This is a genomic window from Streptomyces sp. bgisy027 (genome assembly GCF_057710365.1).
In genome coordinates this window covers 17,980-41,343 of the sequence record NZ_JBYIVZ010000022.1, presented here as the reverse complement: position 1 = coordinate 41,343, position 23,364 = coordinate 17,980, and the positions used below count along the sequence as shown (strand labels likewise).

Here is a 23,364-nt window from a genome sequence, read left to right as displayed (position 1 = left end):
CTGAGGGAGCAGGCGCTCACTCCGCCGAGGAGCGCCTCCTGATCTTCGAGCCGAGCCACACCAGCGGGTCGTACTTGCGGTCCACGGCCCGCTCCTTCAGGGGGATCAGCGCGTTGTCGGTGATCTTGATGCCCTCCGGGCAGACCTCCGTGCAGCACTTGGTGATGTTGCAGTAGCCCAGGCCGTGTTCGTCCTGGGCAGTCTTCTTGCGGTCCAGGCCGCTCTCGCCGGCCGCGTCCAGCGGGTGCATGTCCAGTTCGGCGACCCGCATCAGGAAGCGCGGGCCCGCGAACGCCGGTTTGTTCTCCTCGTGGTCACGCACCACATGGCAGGTGTCCTGGCACAGGAAGCACTCGATGCACTTGCGGAACTCCTGCGAGCGGTCCACGTCCTCCTGCATCATCCGGTACTCGCCCGGACCCAGGCCCTCCGGCGGCACGAACGCCGGGACCTCGCGCGCCTTGTCGTAGTTGAAGCCGACGTCCGTGACCAGGTCCCGCACGACGGGAAAGGCGCGCAGCGGAGTGACGGTGATCGTCTCCTCGCGGGTGAACACCGACATCCGCGTCATGCACATCAGCCGCGGCCGCCCGTTGATCTCGGCGGAGCACGAACCGCACTTGCCCGCCTTGCAGTTCCAGCGGACGGCGAGATCGGGCGCCTGGGTGGCCTGGAGGCGGTGGATGATGTCGAGGACCACCTCGCCGTCGTTCACCTCGACCTTGAAGTCCTCCAGGTCCCCGCCCTGCACATCGCCCCGCCACACCTTGAAGCGGGCCTCGTAGCTGCTCACTGGTAGAGCTCCTCCTCGGCGAGGTACTTGACCAGCTCCTCCTTGTCGAAGAGAGCCAGCAGGTCCTGGCGGACGGGGTCGGTGGTCTCACGTGCGAGATCGATCTGGCCGCGCTCGGGGTCGGTGGCCGCGAGGCCGCCCGTCGGGTCGGCGAGCCGGCACAGCAGGTTGATGTTGCGCCACCTGCGGTCCATCGTCGGATGGTCCTCGCGGGTGTGGCCGCCGCGCGACTCCGTGCGTTCCAGCGCGGCCCGCGCCACGCACTCGCTGACCAGCAGCATGTTGCGCAGGTCGAGCGCGAGGTGCCAGCCCGGATTGAACTGCCGGTGCCCCTCGACCCCGGCCCGGCGGGCCCGTACGCGCAGCTCGGCGAGCTTTTCCAGCGCCCGCTCCATCTCGGCCTCGCGGCGGATGATGCCGACGAGGTCGTTCATCGCCTGCTGGAGCTCCTGGTGCAGCGTGTAGGGGTTCTCCGGCGGGCGGCCGTCGTCCTCGGCGCCGGGCGGGCCCTCCGCCGAGAACGGGCGCAGCGCCTCGGCGGCCGCCGCGTCGATCTCCAGGTCGCTGACCCCGGGGCGTTCGAAGGCCCGTGCCGCCGCGTGCTCGGCGGCGTGCCAGCCGGCCCGGCGGCCGAACACCAGCAGGTCGGACAGCGAGTTGCCGCCGAGCCGATTGGAGCCGTGCATGCCGCCGGCCACCTCGCCGGCCGCGAACAGCCCCGGTACCCCGCGTGCCGCCGCCGTGTCCGACTCGACCGCGATGCCGCCCATGACGTAGTGGCAGGTCGGCCCGACCTCCATCGCCTCGGCCGTGATGTCCACGTCCGCCAGCTCCTTGAACTGGTGGTACATGGACGGCAGCCGGCGCCGGATGACATCGGCGGGCATCCGTGTCGAGACGTCGAGGAACACACCGCCGTGCGGTGAGCCGCGGCCCGCCTTCACCTCGGCGTTGATGGCCCGTGCCACCTCGTCACGGGGGAGCAGTTCGGGAGGCCGGCGGTTGTTGTCCGGGTCCTCGTACCAGCGGTCGCCCTCCTCCTCCGACTCGGCGTACTTCTCCTTGAAGACATCGGGCACGTAGTCGAACATGAACCGCTTGCCCTCGGAGTTGCGCAGCACCCCTCCGTCGCCCCGCACCGACTCCGTGACCAGGATCCCCTTCACCGACGGCGGCCAGACCATGCCCGTCGGGTGGAACTGCACGAACTCCATGTTCAGCAGGGGCGCCCCGGCGAGCAGCGCCAGCGCGTGGCCGTCGCCGGTGTACTCCCAGGAGTTCGACGTCACCTTGAAGGACTTGCCGATCCCGCCGGTCGCGATGACCACGGAAGGGGCCTCCAGGACGAAGAAGCGGCCCGTCTCGCGCTCGTAGGCGAAGACCCCGGAGACCCGGCTGCCGTCTTTGAGGACCCGGGTGACCGTGCACTCCTGGTAGACCTTCAGCCGGGACTCGTAGTCCCCGGTCTCCTTCTTGTCCTCCTGCTGCAACGCCACGATCTTCTGCTGCAGGGTGCGGATCAGCTCCAGACCGGTGCGGTCACCGACGTGCGCCAGGCGCGGGTACTCGTGCCCGCCGAAGTTGCGCTGCGAGATCCGGCCGTCCTTCGTACGGTCGAAGAGCGCGCCCCAGGTCTCCAGCTCCCAGACCCGGTCGGGTGCCTCCTGCGCGTGCAGCTCGGCCATCCGCCACTGGTTGAGGAACTTGCCGCCGCGCATGGTGTCACGGAAGTGCACCTGCCAGTTGTCGTGCTCGTTGGCGTTGGCCATGGCCGCCGCGATGCCGCCCTCGGCCATCACGGTGTGCGCCTTGCCGAACAGCGACTTGCAGATCACGGCCGTACGGGCGCCTCGCTCCCGTGCCTCGATCGCCGCCCGGAGGCCCGCGCCCCCCGCGCCGATCACGACGACGTCCCACTCCTGCCGTTCGACCACGGACATCTGTTCAGTCCCCACTCACGATTAGAAGAAGCGCGGATCGTCGAAGACCCCGGACGCGACGAGATAGACGTAGAAGTCGGCGAGCGCCACGCTCACCAGCGACGCCCACGCCAGCTGCATGTGGCGGGCGTTGAGCTTCCCGATCCACTGCCACATGCGGTAGCGCACGGGGTGTTTGGAGAAGTGCTTGAGCTTGCCGCCGACGATGTGCCGGCAGGAGTGGCAGGACGCCGTGTACGCCCAGATCAGCACGATGTTGACGAGGAACACGAGGGTGCCGAGGCCCATGTGGCCCCACTCGTAGTTCTCGTCGCGGAAGGCGAGCACCGTGTCGTACGTCAGGATCCCGGCGACCACGAGTGCGGCGTAGAAGAAGTACCGGTGGATGTTCTGGAGGATCAGCGGGAAGCGGGTCTCACCGGAGTACTTCTTGTGCGGCTCCGCCACCGCGCAGGCCGGGGGCGACATCCAGAAGCCGCGGTAGTAGGCCTTGCGGTAGTAGTAGCAGGTCAGGCGGAAGCCGAGCGGGAAGATCAGGATGATGATCGCGGGGGAGATGCCCCACCAGCTCCCGAAGAGGTCCCAGTTCGGCCCGGCGCGCATGGTCTCGCAGTTCTCCGCCAGACAGGGCGAGTAGAACGGGGAGACGTACGGCGCCGCGTAGTAGTCCGCGTTCGCGAAGGCGCGCCAGGTCGAGTACACGATGAACGCCAGCAGACCGGCCGCGGTGGCGGCCGGAGCCAGCCACCAGCGGTCGGTCCGCAGGTGCGGGGCGGTGATCGCGGCGCGCGTACCGGTTCGTACGCCGCCGCTGTTCAGATGGGGTTCCGTACCAGTGGCCAATGCATGACTCCGGTCGGGTCAGGGGGGAGTGTCAGGGGGCGCGGCGGTCCCGGGCGCCGAGACCCTCGTCATCCGTGTCGATCCACAGAGAGTCGTCGTACGGCGTGTCGGGGATGGAGACGAGCTCCGGCCTGCGCTGCGCGCCGGGTGACGCGGCGGATTCCCGCAGCAGCGCCACGCTCTCGCGCAGGTGGTCGGCGTCGGTGCGCACACGGCGCATCTCCAGCCCGCCGGTGCCCAGATGCTGCTCGAGGCGGCCCACGGACCGGGCCAGGTCGTCGAGGCAGCGCTGGACAGCTGTCAGGTCGTCTTGCACGGACATGACGTGACCTCACTTCCGTGGGCCCTTCGGCCCTGGGTGGCAACGTTCATGCGCCTGCGAGTGTTGCGCGTCACACCTGTCGCTGTGAAGGCATGTGCAGCGATTGGCGGATTGCACGCCTCCGACGCGCGCTCGCGAGCGCCCTGTGTACGCCGGGGAGCCGAAGGGACGAGAGGGGGTGCGTTACTCCGGACGGGTGGGCTTGCCCGCCCCCGTCGCCGTGTCGTCTCCGCCGGGCGAACCCTTTCCTCTTCAGTGGGGGCCATAGATCTGATCAACTCCAAAATACCGCCAAACGTGATCAGAACGCACTAATTGTCACCGGCGGGAGCTGCTCCACGGAGGTACCAGAGATGTCCCACGAAGGCATCGCCACCCGCTCGGTCATGCGCTCGGTCGCCTTCCTCGGGGCGAGTGTGCTCGCGGTGTCCGTACTCACCGGGTGCAGCGACCCCGACCCGGCCGGGAAGCCGCTCGCCGGCCAGGACATCGCCGCCGCCGCCCGGGCCGAGATCGCCGACGGCGGCACCCTGCGCTGGGCCGTGGACGCCGTGCCGGAGACGCTGAACACCTTCCAGTCGGACGCCGACGCCACCACGACCCGGATCGCGCAGGCGACGCTGCCGTCGATGTTCCGGTTCGACGCCGCTGGACGCCCGGAGCGCAATCCGGCCTACCTGGAGTCGGCCAAGGTCGTCGAGACCGAGCCCAAGCAGGTCGTCCTGTACAAGCTCAACCAGCAGGCGGTCTGGAGCGACGGCCGGGAGATCGGCGCCGCCGACTTCGCCGCCCAGTGGCGGGCCCTGTCCGGCAAGGACAGCGCGTACTGGACCGCCCGCAACGCCGGCTACGACCGCATCGAGAAGATCCAGCGCGGCGACAACGACCTGGAGGTGCGGGTCACCTTCGGGCAGCCCTACGCGGACTGGCGGTCGCTGTTCTCGCCGCTGTACCCGAAGGAGGTCATGGGCACGCCGGACTCGTTCAACGACGGGGCGCGGCGCAAGCTCAAGGTCAGCGCCGGGCCGTTCCTCGTGAAGAAGATCGACCGCAAGGACGACGAGATCCTCCTGACCCGCAATCCGCGCTGGTGGGGCGAGCGGGCCAAGCTGAACGAGATCGTGCTGCGGGTCGTGCCGCGCGACGAGCGGGCGGCCGCGCTGGCCGCCGGGGACCTGGACCTGGCCGAGATCGACCCGGCCGCGGCCAAGCGCATCGCGCTCGCCGCGCCGCCGCGCCCGCAGTCACCGTCGGCCGGCGGGTCCGCGACGCCGCTGATGGGCCCGGAACGGCGCACGCTGACCCCCGCGCAGAAGCGCGACAAGGCGAGGTTCCGGGGCTTCGAGGTACGCAAGTCGCTGGAGCCGGCGTACACCCAGCTCGCCCTCAACGGCGGCGAGGGTCCGCTCACCGACGAGCGGGTACGGCGCGGGGTGGCCCGAGCGCTCGACCGCGAGAAGCTGGCGAAGCTGGTCCTCTCCCCGCTCGGGCTGCCCGCCGAGCCGGTCGGCAGCCACCTCGCGCTGTCCGGCCAGGCCGCCTACGCCGACAACAGCGGCGCGATCGGCGGCCAGGACACGGCCGAGGCCCAGGCACTGCTCGCGGACGCGGGCTGGGTGCCGGGCGGCCCGGTCGAGAAGCAGAAGAAAAAGAAGGGGGAGGAGGCGGCCGGGAGCGAGGCGGAGAAGCCGAAGAAGGGCTCCCAAGCGGAGAAGTCCGGGAAGGACTCCGAGAAGAAAGCCGAGAAGGACTCGGGCAAGGAGCCCGAGAAGAAGGCCGGCAAGGACGCGGAGAAGGAGTCCGGCAAGAAGGCCGACAAGGACTCGGCCAAGGACTCCGAGGGCGGGGACGACGGGACCTACATCGTCGGCGAGGACAACAAGGCCGACGGCGACGACGGCGAGCACCTCGCCCAGGACGGCAGGCAGTACGGCAGCAAGCAGCTCCAGCAGGGCGGGGTCCCCGGCGCCTACGCCCCGCAGGGCACCGCGGCCCCGGCGGGCGCGGCGGTGCTGCCGCTGGCCAAGGACGGCAAGGCGCTGACCCTGCGGTTCGTGGTGCCGGCGGGCGAGGGCTCACAGTCGCTGCGCACGGTGGCCGACCGGATCGGGATCATGCTGGAGCGGGTCGGGATCCGTACCGTGATCAGCAAGGTCTCGGACGAGAGCTACTTCAAGGACCACATCGCCTCCGGCCAGTACGACCTCGCCCTCTACTCCTGGCCGACGTCCGCCTACCCCGCGACCGACGCCCGCCCGATCTACGCCAAGCCGGTCCCGGCGGCCGACGGCTCGCTGAACGTCGAGCAGAACTACACCCGTGTCGGCACCGACCAGGTCGACCAGCTCTTCGACCAGGCCATCGCCACGCTGGACGAGTCCGAGTCCCGCTCCCTGATCCGCAAGGCCGACTCCCGCATCTGGGCGGCGGCCGGCTCGATCCCCCTCTACCAGCGCCCCCAGCTCACCGCGGCCAGGACGAACATCGCCAACGCGGGAGCCTTCGGCTTCGGGACGCCGGTCTACGAGGACATGGGCTTCCTGAAGAAGGGGTCGGGCGCCCCGGCGCCCTCGGCCTCGTAGCCCGGTGCGGGGGGCCGGTGGGACAGCCCAGCGAGCCCCTGCCGCAGCGGGCACGTACCATGGGGTGAGGCCGTGGCATGTACAGCCCGGCAGGGTCCGCGTAACACAGACGTACGCGCCGGCCCCTTCCTCACACTCCGGGAGTACGCCGCAATATGGCCACGCGCCACGACATCCGCAATGTCGCCATCGTCGCCCACGTCGACCACGGCAAGACCACCATCGTCGACGGCATGCTGAAGCAGGCCGGCGCCTTTGCCGCTCACCAGCTCGACTCCGTCGACGACCGCATGATGGACTCGAACGACCTGGAGCGTGAGAAGGGCATCACGATCCTCGCCAAGAACACGGCGGTGAAGTATCACCCCAAGGACGGCGGGGACCCGATCACGATCAACATCATCGACACCCCCGGCCACGCCGACTTCGGTGGCGAGGTCGAGCGCGGTCTGTCGATGGTCGACGGTGTCGTGCTGCTCGTCGACGCCTCCGAGGGCCCGCTCCCGCAGACCCGCTTCGTGCTGCGCAAGGCGCTGCAGCAGCGTCTGCCCGTCATCCTGTGCATCAACAAGACGGACCGCCCGGACTCCCGGATCGACGAGGTCGTCAACGAGACCTACGACCTCTTCCTCGACCTGGACGCCGACGAGGAGCAGATCGAGTTCCCGATCGTCTACGCCTGCGGCCGTGACGGCGTCGCCTCGCTGACCAAGCCGGAGAACGGCACGGTCCCGGCGGACTCCACCAGCCTGGAGCCGTTCTTCTCCACGATCCTGGAGCACATCCCGGCCCCGACCTACGACGAGGCCGCCCCGCTCCAGGCCCACGTCACCAACCTGGACGCCGACAACTTCCTCGGCCGTATCGCGCTGCTCCGCGTCGAGCAGGGCGAACTCAGGAAGGGCCAGACCGTCGCCTGGATCAAGCGCGACGGCTCCATCAGCAACGTACGCATCTCCGAGCTGATGATGACCGAGGCCCTCACCCGCAAGCCCGCCGAGATGGCCGGGCCGGGTGACATCTGTGCCGTCGCCGGTATCCCGGACATCATGATCGGCGAGACCCTCGCCGACACCGAGAACCCGGTCCCGCTCCCGCTGATCACGGTGGACGAGCCCGCGATCTCCATGGTCATCGGCACCAACACCTCCCCGCTGGTCGGCCGCGGCGGCACCGGCAAGGGCGCCGACGCGAAGGCGGCCGTGAAGGACCGCAAGGTCACCGCCCGCCAGGTCAAGGACCGCCTGGACCGGGAGCTGATCGGCAACGTCTCGCTGCGCGTCCTGGAGACCGAGCGCCCCGACGCCTGGGAGGTCCAGGGCCGCGGTGAGCTGGCGCTCGCCATCCTGGTCGAGCAGATGCGCCGCGAGGGCTTCGAGCTGACCATCGGCAAGCCCCAGGTCGTCACCAAGGACGTCGACGGCAAGGTCTACGAGCCCGTCGAGCGCATGACGATCGACGTGCCCGAGGAGCACATGGGCGCCGTCACACAGCTCATGGGTGTCCGCAAGGGCCGGATGGACAACATGTCCAACCACGGTTCCGGCTGGGTCCGCATGGAGTTCGTGGTCCCCTCCCGCGGTCTGATCGGCTTCCGTACCGAGTTCCTGACCCAGACCCGCGGCACGGGCATCGGCCACTCGATCCACGAGGGCTTCGAGCCGTGGTTCGGGGCGCTGCAGACCCGCAACAACGGCTCGCTGGTCGCCGACCGCGCCGGTGCCGTCACCGCCTTCGCGATGACGAACCTCCAGGAGCGCGGTGTGCTGTTCACCGAGCCCGGCACCGAGGTGTACGAGGGCATGATCGTCGGCGAGAACTCCCGCGCCGACGACATGGACGTCAACATCACCAAGGAGAAGAAGCTCACCAACATGCGGTCGTCCACGGCCGATGTGGCCGAGTCGATCGTCCCGCCGCGCAAGCTGTCGCTGGAGCAGTCCCTGGAGTTCTGCCGCGACGACGAGTGCGTCGAGGTGACCCCGGAGGCCGTCCGCATCCGCAAGGTGAACCTGGACGCCCGCGAGCGCGCCCGCGCCGCGAGCCGCGCCAAGCACGGCTGATTCCCGGACACTTGAGCCCGGGCTCCCCTCAATTTTTTCTGGGGGAGCCCGGGCTCAAATGTCCGTACGGCAAATTGAGGGCGGTCACTCTCATCGAGAGACCGACATGATCGCCGCCAGCCTCATCGCCTGTCGCGGCGCCCGTCGGTTCCGTGGTTCACCGGCGCGTGAGCACCCGGAACTCGTTGCCGTCGGGGTCTGCCAGCAGCACCGCGCCGTCCCCGCCGTGAGCGGCGTCGAGACGCTTGGCCCCGAGGGAGATCAGGCGCTCGACCTCCGCATGCTGATCACCGTTCGGCACGAGATCGAAGTGCAGGTCCTTACCGGGGTCCGGCATGAGCGGCGGACCGCCCCACGTGATTTTCGTGCCGCCGTCCGGCGATTGGACAGCGGTCTCCTCGTCCTGGTCCCAGACCAGCGGCCAGTCCAGCGCCTCGCTCCAGAAGTAGCCCACGGCTTGAGAACCGTCGCAGGCGAGCGCCCCGATGGAGCCGCAATCGGCGAGGAAAGTGTTACCCGGCTCGAGGACGCAGAACTCATTGCCCTCGGGGTCGGCGAGCACCACGTGGGTCGCCTCCTGTCCCTGGCCGACATCGGCGTGCTGAGCGCCGAGGTCGAGCGCCCTGGCCACGATCTCCCGCTGGTCCTCCACCGAGGTGCTGGTCAGGTCGAAGTGCAGTCGGTTCTGGGAGATCTTTCGAGCCTGGGAGGGACGGAAGCCAAGGCGGTAGTCGGCGGCATTCCCCGACAGAAGGGTGACACCGTCGTATGTGTCGTCGGCTCTCTCCAGGCCCAGGAGTCCGGACCAGAAAATCGCCAGGCGCTCGGGCTGTCGTGCGTCGAAGGAGATTGCGAAGATCCGGCTGCTCATTGCGTCACGCGTCCTTGATTCCGTGAGTACCAGCTGTTGGCGGTCTGTCCCCATACCCGCCCGGCTTCGTGCGCGTGGGCATGGTCACGTGGAGCCACCAGGGACCGTCGTCGCTGGTCCGTGTACTGGCCAGCCTCGTCAGTGATCCAGGCCAGGCGGTGCAGCACCCGCTCGGTGATCGCGAGCTCTTCCCGCTCGGCCTGGACCTCCCGCAGCAGATTCTCCAACTCCGCTCCCGGAAGGCCAAGTTCACTTCAGCGAGTCGTGTTCCTCGGCATCGACTCCGACCGCCAGGTATGACGCCTTTGCCGTGGACGCTTGCTGATGAGCAGCACGGGTATCGTGCCCTGCCCCCTGCCCCCTGCCCCCTGCCCCCTGCCCCCTGCGTCCGGGACATGTAATTCAACGCAGATCAGCGTGCGGCGCTCAACCTGGCGTTGGCGGCGCTGGCGGCGCTGGCGGCGCTGGAGGAGGGGACGAGCGCGACGACTAGGGCCTGGCCTCGGCCACTGTGATGATCTCGGAGGCGGTTGGGGTGAGCGGGGCTCGCTCCCAGTCGCCGTACTGCTCGACGACGGTGAACCCGGCGGCGTGCAGAAAGCGGTTCAGGTTGTCGGGACCGAGGAAGCGCAGGGTGGTGCGGCTGACCCGGGGCCGTTTCCAGATGTCGCTGTCGTAGGTCTCCGTGAACGTCACCCGGTCGCTGAGGACGGGCCGCTCCACTTCATTCCACACGCGTACGGCGCACCCTTCCGGGCCCGTCACCTCCCGCACCCGCTCGGGCGTCCAGCCCTCCCACGCCCGGGCCTTGGGATTCCGGGTTTCGAACACGAACCGGCCACCTGGACGCAGGGCACCGCGTACCGACTCCAGGGCCGCACGCAGCTCCTCGTCGCAGACCAGCACCTGAAAGACGTGCCCGGTCATCACGACGAGATCGAACTCCCCGGCCCACTGCCGCGTCCGCAGATCCCCGAGCACCCACTCGACCGCGTCGGCACGACGGCGGGCCTGTACGAGCATGGCGGCGGCGGGATCCAGCCCGACGAGCCGCCCACGATGCCCGGCACCGTGGGCCCGCCGCAGCAACTGCCCCGTCCCGCACCCGACATCGAGCACGGCGTCGGCACGCATCACGAACCCGAGGTAGAACTCGTCACCCGGCCCCCACGGGTTGAGGATGTCGTACAACGCGGCAAGCGAGAGATCCGCGAACGAACGATCGACCACGCGCGGAAGTGTGCCACAACTCCTCCTTGCCCCAGGCACGTTTAGGACGGGCTCACCGCACGACACGCCCTCGCAGTACGATCCGCCGAGGATGCCGCAGCACCCCCGGCTCCCGTCGCGGATCCGCCTCGTAGACGGTGACATCGACGAGCCCGCCCTCGACCGGTCCCGGCGGTTGCAGGATGTCCCGGGCCGCCCGAGCAAGACGCGTGATCTGTCGACCGGTCGTCGATTTACCGCAGCCGGCCTCGCGGACGAGGCAGAGGCTCTCGCCCTCGTTGATCTGGAAGTAGAGCCCGTAGACGGCCTGGGCGTGACCGAACGCCGCACCTGCCCCGGTTGTCTTGGCCAACCGTGTACCGGCGGCATGTCGAGTGGGGCAAGGCCCCATTCCGGGCCAAGACGCACTGGCCGATGCCGGACGAACTCCCGCCCCGCACCGAGGCGGCGCCTTCCCGACAACTTTCGTGCGGACACCGGCTACGACCACCCCAACATCGGCGCTACGAGCGCAAGCCAGGGCAGTTCCTTGCCTTCGTCGCATTTACTGCCGCCCTCATCGTGCTACTGCCGCCCTCATCGTGCTACTGCCGCCCTCATCGTGCTACTGCCGACTCGACGGCACGACCGCACGGCGATAATGCACGGCATGTCGCTTCTGGGAACAGACGCCTACCGGGACGACCACACCCTGCCTGCGCTGGTCCAGCGGGCCGTCGAGGCGGCGCGCATGTACGGTTTCGCCTTCTCTTGCAGGCCCGAACAGGGACGTCTGCTCCAGGTGCTGGCCGCAGGGGCACTCCACAACATCGCCGAGACCGGAACAGGCTGCGGTGTCGGGCTGGCCTGGCTGGCTTCCGGCGCGGCCCCGGGAACCCGGCTGACCAGCGTCGAACGGGACTTGGACCGAGCCCGCATCGCTGCGGAAGTCTTCCAGGACTGCCCCGACGTGGTGATCCTCCACGGCGACTGGCAGCGCGTCGAAGAACACGGCCCTTACGACCTGCTCGTGCTCGACGGCGGGGGCCAGGCCAAGGGCCACGGCACGGCGGATCCCGCTCGCCTGCTCGCCGCCGGCGGCACGCTGGTGATCGACGACTTCACCCCGGCCACCACATGGCCACCTCGCTTCAACGGCACCCCCGACCAGACTCGGCTGCATTGGCTCGAACACCCCGAACTCCGAGCCACAGAGCTACGCCTCGCGGCGGACCTCAGCGTGATCGTCGGCACCCGCCTGCCGCCGGCCGAGATCTGAGGGATCGCCGAATGCAATGACCTCTGAGTCAGCCGGCCGCGCTGCCCATGACGTCGGACAGGTCCCCGTGGCGCCGCTCGGTGGTCGAGTGGGAGCGAGAGCCGCGTCCGTGAGGAGGTCCGTGAACCGGCCCTGGACCGTCACGACGCGGACCGTGGTTCGGCGCGTCCGCTATCAGCCGCTCCGGGCCGCAGACATTCGGCACGCTGCGTACGCATGACAACGGCTCGCTGGTCGCCGGCCATCGCCAGGGAGAAGATCTCGGAGGCCGTCCGCATCCGCAAGGTGATCCTGGATGCCCGTGGGCGGGCCCGCGCCGCGAGCCGCGTGGGGCAGTCGCCGCGGGTGCGTGGCCGGCATAGGGAAATCCCTCTAATCCGTGGTGACGTGCAGTCGAACGGGACGGACCGAACTATCCTGCCCGCAAGCAATGCGTGCGACGGCCGGTGAACAGGGGACCGGGATCGCGCCGTCGAGGTTGCTTCCTCCGGCTGCGCGCAGGGCTGCACAGCCCCGTAGGCGCCCTGTCTTATCGGCGGACGACCTGCAACCCATTTTTGAGACGGCACGTCCGGTATACGGACAGCAAGCGTCGATAGATGTGTAACAAGTCCGTTTCGCAGCGATCTCTCACCAAACCCTTTGTCCGGATTTTGGAAGGCCTGAGCCCTATCTGTGATCGAACCGAGACCTGGAGACTGTGGTTCGTCCCGTGGCAGATGGCAGATAGTTAGGCGCGTAGAGCTCGTCTGAACGGGTCACGCGCTGACTGCGCCGACTCGCGAGCGCGGGGGCACCTGGCAACTTCTGGCACTGAAGAGTGGCCGGAAGGTGTCGCGTGCTCCTCTTTGCGGTGAACCAGCGGATTCATGAGGAGGAACCCATGCGAGGTGCCACAAGCGCCATATGGGTCGCGTCGTCCCCGATGGCAGGTGTAGGCCCCGCGGGTGCGCTCAGTGCCGTCACGGTGGTTGCTTTCGCGACGCGGCGTCGCGAACTCCCTTGACGACTCGTTCCGTCGGCCGGCTCGAGCCGGCCGCGAGCCAGGGTTCCCCAGGGGCGGTCGGCGCCCCTCCGTCGTTGTTCCCCCTCGCGCGCTGCGGATGACGTACGCCGTGCGAAGGCCGTCGGGTCGCTGTTCCTCCCCGACGACCTCCAACTTGTGAAATGGACGAATCATGACGAGTCCAATCGAGCTTGAGGGTGTTGAAACCTCCTCCGCCTTGGACAAAGAGGGCGCGTCGCCCGATAGGGCCGAGGAGCCGAAGAAGCTCGCGGGGCGCACCCCCGGCCAGTTGATGTGGGCGCGGTTCAGGCGCGACCGCACCGGCGTCGTCTCCGCCTTCGTCGTCCTGTTCTTCTTCGTGATCGCCGCGGCGGCGCCACTGATCGCGAAGGTGTACGGCAAGGACCCGTACACCCTGTACGGGCAGGAGAACCCGGAACTCCTCGACATGTTCACCATGCCGGCCAAGCCGGCCGGCGGCATGGACGGCGAGTTCTGGTTCGGCATCGAACCGGGCCTGGGCCGCGACGTGTTCACGCAGCTCCTCTACGGCATCCGGACCTCGCTGGCCACGGGCCTGGCCGCGACGCTCATCATGACGGTGCTGGGCGTGCTGGTCGGACTCGCCGGCGGCTACTTCGGCGGGAAGAGCGACTACTGGCTCGGCCGGGTGACCGACTTCTTCATGGCGCTGCCCAGCCAGCTCTTCTTCGTCGCCGCGATGCCCGTCATCACCACGGTGTTCGTCGCTCCCGACGAGGAGACACCCACCTACGTGCGTGCCTGCGCGATCATCATCGTGCTGTCCTTCCTCGGCTGGATGAGCCTGGCGCGGATCGTCCGGGGTGCCACCCTGTCGCTCCGCGACCGCGAGTTCGTCGAGGCGGCGCGCATCTCCGGGGCCTCGCCGTGGCGCATCATCCGCAAGGAACTGCTGCCCAACATCGTCACGCCCACGCTGGTGCAGGCGACCCTCACCCTGCCCAGCACCATCCTCAGCATCGCGTTCCTGTCGTTTGTAGGCGTCGGGTACGTCGAACCCACGCCGGACTGGGGGCGAATGTTCGCGATCGGCGCCAACATCATCGAGCAGGACCCCTACTACATGCTCTTCCCCGGGGTGGCCATGGTGATCTTCGTCGTGGCCTTCAACCTCCTCGGTGACTCGGTCCGGGACGCCTTCGATCCCAAGACCGGCCGCTGACCCCATGGGGAATTCCCCCCACACCCACGACCGGTCGGTCCCGGTGCCGCACGGCTCCGTCCCGGCCACGTACCAGCAGTGCTCACTACTCACAGGCAGGTGGATCGTCTCCATGAGCATCTTCCGTAACCGCGCCGCTTCGGCCGCCATAGTCGCGGTCGCAGCCGGCGCCCTGACCCTCACCGCCTGCGGCGGCGGCAGCGACAGCTCCAGCAAGGACAACAGCAAGAGCAAAGAGGACGCCAAGTCGCAGTCGAAGCCGGTCCAGATCGGTGATGCCCAGGCTTCGACCGGCCCGGCCGCCGAGGTCCCCGGTGCCAAGCCGGGCGGCGTCGCGACCGTCTACCAGGAGGCCGACTTCTCCCACCTGGACCCGGGTCAGATCTACGTCTCGGACGGCAAGCTCCTCAGCCGCCTGATCTTCCGTGGCCTGACGCAGTACAACGAGGACGACAAGGGCAACCTGACCGTCGTGGGCGACCTCGCCACCGACGCGGGCAAGGTCTCGGACGGCGGCAAGACCTGGACCTACACCCTCAAGGACGACCTGAAGGACGAGAACGGCAACCCGATCAACGCGGCGGACATCCGCCACACGGTCGAGCGCCTGTACTCCTCCTACATCACGGACGGCCCGACCTACCTGCAGCAGGCGCTGTCGGGTGCCGGCACCACCTACCGCAAGGCCTACGCGGGCCCGGACAAGGGCAAGCACCTGCCGGACACCGTCCTGGAGACCCCGGACGACAAGACGATCGTCTTCAAGTTCAAGATCGCCCAGCCCGACCTCCCGCAGATGCTGACCATGCCCGGCTACAGCGTCGTGCCCGAGGAGACGGACACCAAGGAGAAGTACGACTCCGACCCCGTCGCCACGGGTCCGTACAAGATCGCCGACTTCAAGCCCGGCAAGTCCATGAAGCTGGTCAAGAACGCCGAGTGGGACGCGAAGTCCGACTCGGTGCGCCACCAGTACGTGGACGGCTTCGACATCGAGATGAACCACGATGACGAGGACCAGACCAAGACCCTCCTGGCCGACCAGGGCGGCGCCAAGAACGCGATGATGTTCACCGGCCAGGTCGCCACCACGCAGCTGCAGCAGGTGGTGGGCAACAAGGCCGCGATGAAGCGCACCGTCCAGGGCTACGCGCCGTACGTGTGGCAGCTCAACTTCAACCTGGACCGCGTCAAGGACAAGAAGCTCCGTGACGCCATCACCCTCGCGATGCCCTCCGCCTCGGTCTTCAAGGCCGACGGTGGTGCCTACGGCGGTGAGGTCGCCAACTCGCTGATGTCGCCGACCACGCCGGGCTACAACGAGGCCTTCGACCCGTTCAACCGCAAGGCCAAGCCGAACGGCGACATCGAGGCCGCGAAGAAGCTCATCAAGGAGGGCGGCTTCGAGGGCAAGAAGCTCGTCTACGCGTACGGCAACACCCCGGTCCGCCAGCAGCAGGCCGTGCTGATCGCCGACGCCCTGGAGAAGATCGGTCTGGACATCCAGAAGAAGGAGATCGACTCCGCCACCTGGTACGAGCAGGTCGGCAAGGTCAAGAACAGCTACGACCTGTACATGACGGGTTGGGGTCAGGACTGGCCGTCCGCGTCCACGGTCTTCCCGCCGCTGTACGACGGCACGCAGATCCAGGACGGTGCGTCGAACTACTCGCACATCAACGACGACAAGGTCAACTCGGAGATCCAGCGCATCCTGAAGATCACCGACACGGCTGAGGCCACCAAGGCGTGGGCCGAGCTGAACGAGTACATCTCCAAGGAAGTCAACCCCGCCGCGCCGATCTACTACACCAAGGTCTTCCAGATCTTCGGTTCGAACATCGGCGGCATCCGCTACAGCTCGGACTCGAGCTACGTGGACGTCACGCGCGTCTTCCTGAAGAAGTAACCCGCAAGGTCGGGGCAACGGTGGTGGGCGCGCGGCGGAGCGCCCACCACCAGTCCCCACCCCCCTGCCAGACCCCCTCCGATTGCCGCCGTCGTGAGAGCAGCTGCCTGCCATGCTTCAATTCCTCATCCGCCGGACATTCGGCGCGGCGCTGATTCTGCTGTTGATCAGTGCGTTCACGTTCTTCATGTTCTTCGCCATCCCGCAGGACCCGGCCACCCTGGCCTGTGGCAAGAACTGCACTCCGGACGCGCTGGAGCTCATTCACAAGAACCTCGGTCTCGACAAGCCGGTCACCGTCCAGTACTGGAACTTCCTGATCGGCATCTTCGCCGGCCGTGACTTCGCCGTCGGACACTGCAGCGCCCCCTGCTTCGGCGTCTCCTTCGCCAACGACCAGAACGTCTGGGACACGATCCTGGACCGCTTCCCGCTGACCCTCTCGCTGACCGTCGGAAGCATGCTCGTCTTCCTCACCGTCGGCCTCGGTGCCGGCTTGCTGGCCGCCAAGTACCGCGGCAGCTGGGTGGACAAGCTGTTCAGCTCCGGTTCGCTGGTCATCAGCTCCCTGCAGATCTACTTCCTCGGCCCCCTCGTCCTGCTCGCGCTGGTCTACAGCACCGGCTGGCTCGACAAGCCGAAGTACGTGCCCTTCTCCGAGGATCTCGGCGGCTGGTTCATGGGGCTGCTGATCCCATGGTTCGTCATGGCGACGATCTTCACCGCCAACTACACACGTATGGGCCGCTCCTCGATGATCGAGCAGCTCCAGGAAGAGCATGTGAGAGCGGCCCGCGCCAAGGGAATGTCGGGCAATTACACTTTCTTCCGCTACGCGTGGCGCGGTTCCCTCATCCCGATCGTCACCATTCTCGGCATCGACCTGTCCGCGCTTCTGGGGGGCGGCATGGTGACCGAGATGACCTTCGGACTGGCGGGTCTCGGCCGGCTCGCGCTGGACTCCGTCATCAACAAGGACCTGCCGATGCTGATGGGCGTGATGTTGATCAGCGCCACGTTCATCATCGTCCTCAACCTGATCGTGGACGCCCTGTACGCCGTTATCGACCCGCGCGTGCGCCTGTCCTAGGAGAACCACCGTGACCACTCAGACCAAGCCCGAAGAGGCCGCTGCCGCCGCCGCGGGGGACGCCTTTCTCTCGGTGCGCGACCTCAAGGTCCACTTCTCCTCCGAGGACGGCATCGTCAAGGCGGTGGACGGGCTCTCCTTCGACCTGGAGCGCGGCAAGACCCTCGGTATCGTGGGCGAGTCCGGATCCGGCAAGTCGGTGACCAACCTGGCCGTCCTGGGCCTGCACAACCGCAGGACGACCGCCATCGACGGCTCGATCACGCTGGACGGCCAGGAGCTGACCGACGCCAGCGAGAAGCAGCTGGAGACGCTGCGCGGCAAGAAGATGGCGATGATCTTCCAGGACGCGCTGACCGCGCTGTCGCCGTACTACACGGTCGGCCGGCAGATCGGTGAGCCGTTCATGAAGCACACCGGCGCCTCCAAGCGGGACGCCCGGGTGCGCGCCATCGACCTGCTGGAGAAGGTGGGCATCCCGCACCCGCAGCAGCGGGTCGACGACTTCCCGCACCAGTTCTCCGGCGGTATGCGGCAGCGCGCCATGATCGCCATGGCGCTCGCCTGCGACCCGGACCTGCTCATCGCCGACGAGCCGACCACCGCGCTCGACGTGACCGTGCAGGCGCAGATCCTCGACCTGCTCAAGGACCTGCAGCAGGAGTTCGGCTCCGCGATCATCATGATCACCCACGACCTCGGCGTGGTCGCCAACATGGCCGACGACATCCTGGTGATGTACGCCGGCCGGGCCGTGGAGCGCGGCACGGTGCGTGAGGTGCTCAAGACGCCTCAGCACCCCTACACCTGGGGTCTGCTGGGCTCGATGCCGCGGCTGTCCGCGGACGTCGACGAGCCGCTGATGCCGATCCCCGGATCGCCGCCGTCCCTGCTGAACCCGCCTTCCGGGTGTCCGTTCCACCCACGGTGCGCCTTCACCGACAAGGTGCAGGGCGGACTGTGCTCCGGGGAGCGCCCGACGCTCGCCCAGGGGCGCGCGGCCGCCTGTCATCTGACGGGGGACCAGCGGCAGCAGGTGTTCATCGAGACGATTCAGCCCCGGCTGGGCTGAGCGGAAACCGGCGACTGGGGCATCACCATGAGCGACAAGAACAACACGACCACGGCGGTCGCCGACGCCGTCCCGCAGCAGCGGGGCGGCGACGGGGCACCGCTGCTGAAGGTCAGCGGGCTGACCAAACACTTCCCGATCAAGGGCGGCTTCCCGATCAAACGCACCGTCGGCCACGTCAGGGCCGTCGACGGTGTGGACTTCGAGGTCCACCCGGGCGAGAGCCTCGGCCTCGTCGGCGAGTCCGGCTGCGGAAAGTCGACGACCGGGCGCCTGCTGACCCGGCTGTACGAGCCGACCGCGGGCACCGTCGAGTACAAGGGCCAGGACATCAGCCGGGCCAGCCGCAAGCAGCTGGCACCGATCCGGTCCGAGATCCAGATGATCTTCCAGGACCCGTACGCGTCGCTGAACCCGCGGCAGACCGTGGGCACGATCATCTCCGGGCCGATGGAGATCAACGGCATCAACCCTCCCGGTGGCCGCGAGAACCGTGTCCGTGAGCTGCTGGAGATCGTCGGTCTCAACCCGGAGCACTACAACCGCTTCCCGCACGAGTTCTCCGGCGGCCAGCGCCAGCGCATCGGCGTCGCGCGTGCCATCGCCCTGGAGCCGAAGCTGATCGTCGCCGACGAGCCGGTGTCGGCCCTCGACGTGTCGATCCAGGCGCAGGTGGTGAACCTGCTGCAGGAAGTGCAGCGGGAGATGGGCATCGCGTTCGTCTTCATCGCCCACGACCTTGCGATCGTGCGGCACTTCTCGCAGCGCGTCGCGGTGATGTACCTCGGCAAGATCGTGGAGATCGCCGACCGCGACTCGATCTACAACCGGCCTCGTCACCCCTACACGCACGCGCTGCTGTCGGCGGTGCCGGACGCGGACATCGACGCGGCCAAGCGGGAGCGGATCCGTCTCGCGGGCGACGTGCCCTCGCCGATCCTGCCGCCCTCCGGCTGCCGGTTCCGTACGCGCTGCTGGAAGGCGCAGGACAAGTGCGCCACCGAGGAGCCGCCGCTGGTGCGCATCGGGGGCAGCGAGGCCGGTCATCTGACGGCGTGCCACTTCCCCGAGGAGCCCACCATCGTGGACCGGGGCGAGGACGTCGTGATGGACAAGAGCCTGCAGGCCCTGGAGGGCCTGGCAGACGGCGACGAGGCGGTCTCCAAGAACTGACCGCCGCGTCGTCACCGGGTGCACCGAAGGACCGGGAGCGGGAGCCGTAGGCGGCTCTTCCGCCCCCGGTCCTCGTGCGTGTCAGGCCGTGACCCCGGCCCGCGCCCAGTGGCAGGCCACCTGTGCCCGCGGCTCGCCGCCGAGGACCTCCGGATCTTCGGTCCGGCATGCCTCCGCAACTCCCGCCCGTTCCGCCTCGCCGCTCGCCAGCACCTGGCAGCGGGCGTGGAAGCGGCAGCCGGAGGGAATGCGGGAGGGGTCCGGGGGCTCACCGGTGAGGACCACCGGGCTCCCGGGGGCCTCCGGCAGGACCGACAACAGCGCCTGCGTGTACGGGTGTCGCGGTGCCGTCAGGACCTGCTCCACGTCCCCCGTCTCCACGATCCGGCCCAGGTACATCACCGCCACCCGGTCCGCGATGTTCCAGGCCAGCCCCAGGTCGTGCGTCACCACCAGCGCCGACAGCCCGAGTTCGGTCCGCAGCCGAAGCAGCAGGGCGAGGATCTCTCCCCGGACGGACGCGTCCAGGGACGCCACCGGCTCGTCGGCGACCAGGAGTTCGGGTTCGAGGACCAACGCGCCGGCGATCACCACCCGCTGGCGCTGGCCACCGGACAGCTCGTGCGGATAGCGCAGGAAGAAGCGCTCCGGAGGTCGCAGACCCGCCTTGGCGAGGGCCTCGGCGACAGCCGTCCGCTCGTCGCCGCGGTGCCCGTGGATCCGCAGGCCCTCCGCCACCGCGTCGTACACCGTGTGCCGGGGATTCAGGGAGCCCGTCGGGTCCTGCAGGACCAACTGGACGCGCTTTCGGTACGCCTTCAGGGCCCGGGACGAGCGGCGCAGCTCCGCGCCGTCGAAGACGACCCGCCCCCGGGTGGGGGGCACCAGACCGAGCAGGGCGCGGGCCAGTGTGGTCTTGCCGCAGCCCGACTCGCCGACCAGGGCCACGATCTCCCCGGCGCCGATGTCGAGTTCGACGCCGTCGACCGCGCGGGCGGGTGGGGCACCCTGCCGGCCGGGGTAGGTGATGTGCAGGTCCTGTGCGCTCAGCAGGCTCATGATCCGCTCCTCGCGTCCTGCGCCGCCCGTACGTGCACACACGCCGCCCGCCGCTCCTCGTCGGACGCGCGCAGTTCCGGGTCGTCCACCGAGCAGGAGTCCAGCACGACCGGACAGCGCGGATGGAAGGCGCATCCGGTGGGCACGGCGGCGGGGTCCGGCGGGTCGCCCGGCAGGCCGCGAGGGGCGAACCGGGAGGACGCGTCGCCGATCCTCGGGAACGCTTCCGACAGCGCCCTGGCGTAGGGGTGCCGGGCGTCCTCGTAGACCTGCCGGGCCGGCCCCTCCTCAATGACCCGCCCCGCATACATCACCGCCAGCCGGTCGCAGGTGTCGGCGAGGACGGCCAGGTCGTGACTGATCGCGATCAGGCCCAGTTCCTGTTCCAGCACGAGCTGTTCGATGAGCCGTAGGATCTGCGCCTGGATCATCACATCCAGCGCGGTCGTCGGCTCGTCGGCGATGACCAGTCGTGGTTCGCAGGCGAGCGCCATGGCGATCATGACGCGCTGGCGCTGGCCGCCGGAGAGTTCGTGCGGATACGCCGACGCCCGCGCCGCCGGGAGCCCCACCTGCTCCAGGAGCTCGCCGGTCTTCCGCCGCGCGCCCGCCGGGGTCGCCCTGCGGTGCAGCAGGATCGGCTCGGCGATCTGGTCCCCGACACGGTGCACGGCGTTCAGCGAGTGCATCGCGCCCTGGAAGACGATGGACGCCCCCGCCCAGCGCACCGCCCGCACCCGCCCCCACCGCATGGTGAGGACGTCCTCGCCGTCCAGCAGGACCTCCCCGCCGATCCGGGTGCCGGCGGGCAGCAACCGGAGCAGGGCGAGGGCGAACGTGGACTTGCCGCAGCCCGACTCGCCCGCGATACCCAGTTTCTGCCCGGCGGCCAGGGCCAGGTCCACCCCCCGTACGGCGGTCGCCCCACCCGGGTAGGTCACCTCCAGGTTCCGTACTTCGAGCAGCGTCAACGTGCCACCCCCAGTCTGGGATTGAGCACCGACTCCACGGCGCGTCCACACAGCGTGAACGCCAGCGCGACGACCGCGATCGCGATGCCGGGCGGCACCAGGTACCACCAGTTCCCGGAGCTGACCGCCCCCGCCTCCCGCGCGTCCTGGAGCAGCCCGCCCCAGGACACCACGGTCGGATCGCCCAGCCCCAGGAAGGCCAGCGTCGCCTCGGCGAGGATGGAGGAGGAGATCATCAGGGTGGTCTGGGCGAGCACCAGCGGCATCACGTTGGGCAGAACGTGCCGGGCCATGATGTGCCGGTGCCCGCCGCCCAGTGCCTTCGCCCGTTCGATGTACGGCCGTGACTCCACGGCCAGCGTCTGCGCCCGCACCAGCCGGGCAGTGGTCGGCCAGGACGTCACGCCGATCGCCAGCACGACCGTACCCAGCGAGCGGGACAGCACGGTGGCCAGGGCGATGGCCAGGACCAGCGTGGGCATCACCAGGAACCAGTCGGTGATCCGCATGACCACTGTGGCGTACGCCCCCTTGAAGTGCCCCGCGGTGATACCGACGAGCGTGCCGATCGCCACCGAGAGCGCGGCCGCGAGCAGCCCTACCAGCAGCGACACCCGCGAGCCCCACACCAGCAGGCCCAGCAGATCCCGCCCGAACCGGTCCGTCCCGAGCGGGAACTCGCCACTGGGGCTTTCCAGGGGCTCCCCCGGCGCCCCGGTCACGCCGGACACGTCGGAGCCGACGGTGAGCGGGGCCGTCAGCGCCAGCAGCACGAACAGGGCGAGGGCGATCAGGCCCACCAGCCCGCTGCGGTGGGTGCGGTACTGCTTCCAGAACCGTACGGCGGAGCGGCGCCGCCGCTGCCGGGCGAGCGCGCGCGGGCCGGCCGCCCGCGCCCCGGCATCGTCCGTCTCGATCTCGGCCGTCATCGGCCCACCCGGGGGTCGAGCAGCGGATAGACCAGGTCGGCCAGGGTGTTCATGACGATCACCGTCCCCGCGAAGAAGAGGAACAGGCCCTGCACCAGCGGCAGATCGGGCACGCTCAGCGCCTGGTAGAACAGTCCGCCGAGGCCCGGCCAGGAGAAGACGGTCTCGACCAGGATCACGCCCGCGACCGTCCGGCCGAGGTTGACGAAGATCAGGGTGACCGTCGGCAGCAGCGCGTTCGGCACGGCATGTCGGCGCCGGACCAGATCGTCCCTGAGCCCCTTGGCGCGGGCGGTCGTCAGATAGTCACTGCCCATCTCGTCCAGCAGCGCGGAGCGGGCCACCAGCAGGGTCTGGCCGTACTCGACCGCGACGAGCGTGATCACCGGAAGGACCAGATGGTGGGCGACATCGAGGACGTATGCGAAGCCCTCCTCGCCGCCCGACTCCATGCCACCGGTGGGGAACAGCCCGGGAACGGGGCCCATCCCCACCGAGAACACGGTGATCAGCAGCAGCCCCAGCCAGAACGACGGGACCGAGTACAGGGTCAGCGCCAAACCGGTGTTCAGCCGGTCGCCGAGCCCGCCCCGGCGCCAGGCCGAGCGGGTGCCCAGCACGATGCCGAGCAGGGTGTAGAGGATGAACGCAGTGCCGGTGAGCACCAGTGTGTTGGGCAACGCCTCGGAGATCTTGTCGATGACGGGCGCCCGGAACTGGTACGACGTCCCGAGATCCCCGGTGAGCGTCTTGCCGCAGTAGTCGGTGAACTGCTGCCACAGCGGCAGGTCGAGCCCGAACTCGCGTCGGTAGGAGGCGAGTTGTTCGGCAGAGATGGGCCGGCCGCCGGTCATGGTCTTGACCGGGTCTCCGGGGATCAGCCGGAACAGGAAGAAGCCGGTGACGAGGACGGCGAGCAGGGAGACGGCGGCGCCGCCCACCTTGCCCGCGCCGTAGCGCAGATACCGCGTGGTGGTGCGCGCCCACGGTTCCCGGACCGCGGGCGCGGCGGCTCCGACGGCCGGAGCGGAGGGTGCGTCGGCGGTCAT

General features: G+C 68.9%; 20 protein-coding genes. 8 read left to right on the top strand and 12 right to left on the bottom strand.

Annotated elements, in window-relative coordinates:
- Positions 1-16: 16 nt before the first annotated feature.
- The 4 genes from AC3ETA_RS23175 to AC3ETA_RS23160 are packed head-to-tail and all read right to left on the bottom strand — an operon-like array spanning position 17 to position 3,898.
- Positions 17-793, bottom strand: a complete 777-nt coding sequence (locus AC3ETA_RS23175) for a succinate dehydrogenase/fumarate reductase iron-sulfur subunit (RefSeq protein WP_432194807.1) — start codon at positions 791-793, stop codon at positions 17-19.
- Entirely contained in the window at positions 790-2,733 is a 1,944-nt protein-coding gene (locus AC3ETA_RS23170) for a fumarate reductase/succinate dehydrogenase flavoprotein subunit (protein ID WP_432194806.1), read from the bottom strand. The genes AC3ETA_RS23175 and AC3ETA_RS23170 overlap by 4 nt, the downstream gene beginning before the upstream one ends.
- 21 nt (positions 2,734-2,754) lie before the next feature.
- On the bottom strand, positions 2,755-3,576 hold the full coding sequence (locus AC3ETA_RS23165) for a hypothetical protein (protein WP_432194805.1): 822 nt from the start codon (positions 3,574-3,576) through the stop codon (positions 2,755-2,757).
- Between the two features lie 31 nt (positions 3,577-3,607).
- Positions 3,608-3,898 (bottom strand): hypothetical protein, encoded by a 291-nt coding sequence (locus AC3ETA_RS23160; protein WP_432194804.1) that lies wholly within the window; start codon positions 3,896-3,898, stop codon positions 3,608-3,610.
- A gap of 353 nt (positions 3,899-4,251) precedes the next feature.
- Here AC3ETA_RS23160 and AC3ETA_RS23155 point away from each other — a divergent pair, with 353 nt between their 5' ends.
- Positions 4,252-6,480, top strand: a complete 2,229-nt coding sequence (locus tag AC3ETA_RS23155) for an ABC transporter family substrate-binding protein (RefSeq protein WP_432194803.1) — start codon at positions 4,252-4,254, stop codon at positions 6,478-6,480.
- A 155-nt stretch (positions 6,481-6,635) separates the two neighbouring features.
- A complete protein-coding gene (gene typA / locus AC3ETA_RS23150) occupies positions 6,636-8,543 on the top strand; it encodes a translational GTPase TypA (protein WP_432194802.1) in 1,908 nt (635 codons plus the stop codon).
- A 157-nt stretch (positions 8,544-8,700) separates the two neighbouring features.
- Here the strand turns inward: typA and AC3ETA_RS23145 are convergent, their stop codons facing one another.
- The 4 genes from AC3ETA_RS23145 to AC3ETA_RS23130 all read right to left on the bottom strand — a co-directional run bounded on the left by AC3ETA_RS23145 (position 8,701) and on the right by AC3ETA_RS23130 (position 10,996).
- Complete coding sequence (locus tag AC3ETA_RS23145; protein WP_432194801.1) at positions 8,701-9,414, bottom strand: VOC family protein; 714 nt, start codon at positions 9,412-9,414, stop codon at positions 8,701-8,703.
- Positions 9,411-9,641 carry a hypothetical protein gene (locus tag AC3ETA_RS23140; RefSeq protein ID WP_432194800.1) on the bottom strand — a complete coding sequence of 77 codons (231 nt, stop codon included), beginning with the start codon at positions 9,639-9,641 and terminating at the stop codon, positions 9,411-9,413. The genes AC3ETA_RS23145 and AC3ETA_RS23140 overlap by 4 nt, the downstream gene beginning before the upstream one ends.
- 262 nt (positions 9,642-9,903) lie before the next feature.
- On the bottom strand, positions 9,904-10,644 hold the full coding sequence (locus tag AC3ETA_RS23135) for a class I SAM-dependent methyltransferase (RefSeq protein ID WP_432194799.1): 741 nt from the start codon (positions 10,642-10,644) through the stop codon (positions 9,904-9,906).
- A 52-nt stretch (positions 10,645-10,696) separates the two neighbouring features.
- The gene (locus AC3ETA_RS23130) at positions 10,697-10,996 is read right to left on the bottom strand and encodes a P-loop NTPase family protein (RefSeq protein ID WP_432194798.1); all 300 of its coding nucleotides are present in this window, start codon (positions 10,994-10,996) and stop codon (positions 10,697-10,699) included.
- A 297-nt stretch (positions 10,997-11,293) separates the two neighbouring features.
- On the opposite strand from AC3ETA_RS23130, the gene AC3ETA_RS23125 reads away from it, so the two are divergent.
- From AC3ETA_RS23125 to AC3ETA_RS23100, 6 genes are all read left to right on the top strand, one after another.
- Complete coding sequence (locus AC3ETA_RS23125) at positions 11,294-11,902, top strand: O-methyltransferase (RefSeq protein ID WP_432194797.1); 609 nt, start codon at positions 11,294-11,296, stop codon at positions 11,900-11,902.
- A 1,178-nt stretch (positions 11,903-13,080) separates the two neighbouring features.
- Complete coding sequence (locus tag AC3ETA_RS23120) at positions 13,081-14,112, top strand: ABC transporter permease (RefSeq protein WP_432194796.1); 1,032 nt, start codon at positions 13,081-13,083, stop codon at positions 14,110-14,112.
- A 112-nt stretch (positions 14,113-14,224) separates the two neighbouring features.
- Complete coding sequence (locus AC3ETA_RS23115; RefSeq protein ID WP_432194795.1) at positions 14,225-16,021, top strand: ABC transporter substrate-binding protein; 1,797 nt, start codon at positions 14,225-14,227, stop codon at positions 16,019-16,021.
- 112 nt (positions 16,022-16,133) lie between these two features.
- Positions 16,134-17,111, top strand: a complete 978-nt coding sequence (locus tag AC3ETA_RS23110; protein ID WP_432194794.1) for an ABC transporter permease — start codon at positions 16,134-16,136, stop codon at positions 17,109-17,111.
- A gap of 10 nt (positions 17,112-17,121) precedes the next feature.
- On the top strand, positions 17,122-18,183 hold the full coding sequence (locus AC3ETA_RS23105; protein ID WP_432194793.1) for an ABC transporter ATP-binding protein: 1,062 nt from the start codon (positions 17,122-17,124) through the stop codon (positions 18,181-18,183).
- A 27-nt stretch (positions 18,184-18,210) separates the two neighbouring features.
- Positions 18,211-19,356, top strand: coding sequence for an ABC transporter ATP-binding protein (locus AC3ETA_RS23100; RefSeq protein ID WP_432194792.1), 1,146 nt, complete (start codon positions 18,211-18,213; stop codon positions 19,354-19,356).
- Positions 19,357-19,437: 81 nt separating this feature from the next.
- Here the strand turns inward: AC3ETA_RS23100 and AC3ETA_RS23095 are convergent, their stop codons facing one another.
- The 4 genes from AC3ETA_RS23095 to AC3ETA_RS23080 are packed head-to-tail and all read right to left on the bottom strand — an operon-like array spanning position 19,438 to position 23,364.
- A complete protein-coding gene (locus AC3ETA_RS23095) occupies positions 19,438-20,415 on the bottom strand; it encodes an ABC transporter ATP-binding protein (RefSeq protein ID WP_432194791.1) in 978 nt (325 codons plus the stop codon).
- Positions 20,412-21,386, bottom strand: a complete 975-nt coding sequence (locus AC3ETA_RS23090; protein WP_432194790.1) for an ABC transporter ATP-binding protein — start codon at positions 21,384-21,386, stop codon at positions 20,412-20,414. The genes AC3ETA_RS23095 and AC3ETA_RS23090 overlap by 4 nt, the downstream gene beginning before the upstream one ends.
- Positions 21,383-22,315, bottom strand: coding sequence for an ABC transporter permease (locus AC3ETA_RS23085; protein ID WP_432194789.1), 933 nt, complete (start codon positions 22,313-22,315; stop codon positions 21,383-21,385). Before AC3ETA_RS23085 ends, AC3ETA_RS23090 begins: the two co-directional genes overlap by 4 nt.
- Positions 22,312-23,364: an ABC transporter permease gene (locus AC3ETA_RS23080; RefSeq protein WP_432194788.1), complete on the bottom strand. Its 1,053-nt coding sequence runs from the start codon at positions 23,362-23,364 to the stop codon at positions 22,312-22,314. The genes AC3ETA_RS23085 and AC3ETA_RS23080 overlap by 4 nt, the downstream gene beginning before the upstream one ends.

Coding starts and splice junctions, on each gene's coding strand:
- AC3ETA_RS23170 (WP_432194806.1), bottom strand. CDS start 2,733: ATGTCCGTGGTCGAACGGCAGGAGTGGGACGTCGTCGTGATCGGCGCG.
- AC3ETA_RS23160 (WP_432194804.1), bottom strand. CDS start 3,898: ATGTCCGTGCAAGACGACCTGACAGCTGTCCAGCGCTGCCTCGACGAC.
- AC3ETA_RS23155 (WP_432194803.1), top strand. CDS start 4,252: ATGTCCCACGAAGGCATCGCCACCCGCTCGGTCATGCGCTCGGTCGCC.
- typA (WP_432194802.1), top strand. CDS start 6,636: ATGGCCACGCGCCACGACATCCGCAATGTCGCCATCGTCGCCCACGTC.
- AC3ETA_RS23145 (WP_432194801.1), bottom strand. CDS start 9,414: ATGAGCAGCCGGATCTTCGCAATCTCCTTCGACGCACGACAGCCCGAG.
- AC3ETA_RS23125 (WP_432194797.1), top strand. CDS start 11,294: ATGTCGCTTCTGGGAACAGACGCCTACCGGGACGACCACACCCTGCCT.
- AC3ETA_RS23120 (WP_432194796.1), top strand. CDS start 13,081: ATGACGAGTCCAATCGAGCTTGAGGGTGTTGAAACCTCCTCCGCCTTG.
- AC3ETA_RS23115 (WP_432194795.1), top strand. CDS start 14,225: ATGAGCATCTTCCGTAACCGCGCCGCTTCGGCCGCCATAGTCGCGGTC.
- AC3ETA_RS23110 (WP_432194794.1), top strand. CDS start 16,134: ATGCTTCAATTCCTCATCCGCCGGACATTCGGCGCGGCGCTGATTCTG.
- AC3ETA_RS23100 (WP_432194792.1), top strand. CDS start 18,211: ATGAGCGACAAGAACAACACGACCACGGCGGTCGCCGACGCCGTCCCG.
- AC3ETA_RS23095 (WP_432194791.1), bottom strand. CDS start 20,415: ATGAGCCTGCTGAGCGCACAGGACCTGCACATCACCTACCCCGGCCGG.
- AC3ETA_RS23085 (WP_432194789.1), bottom strand. CDS start 22,315: ATGACGGCCGAGATCGAGACGGACGATGCCGGGGCGCGGGCGGCCGGC.
- AC3ETA_RS23080 (WP_432194788.1), bottom strand. CDS start 23,364: ATGACCGCCGACGCACCCTCCGCTCCGGCCGTCGGAGCCGCCGCGCCC.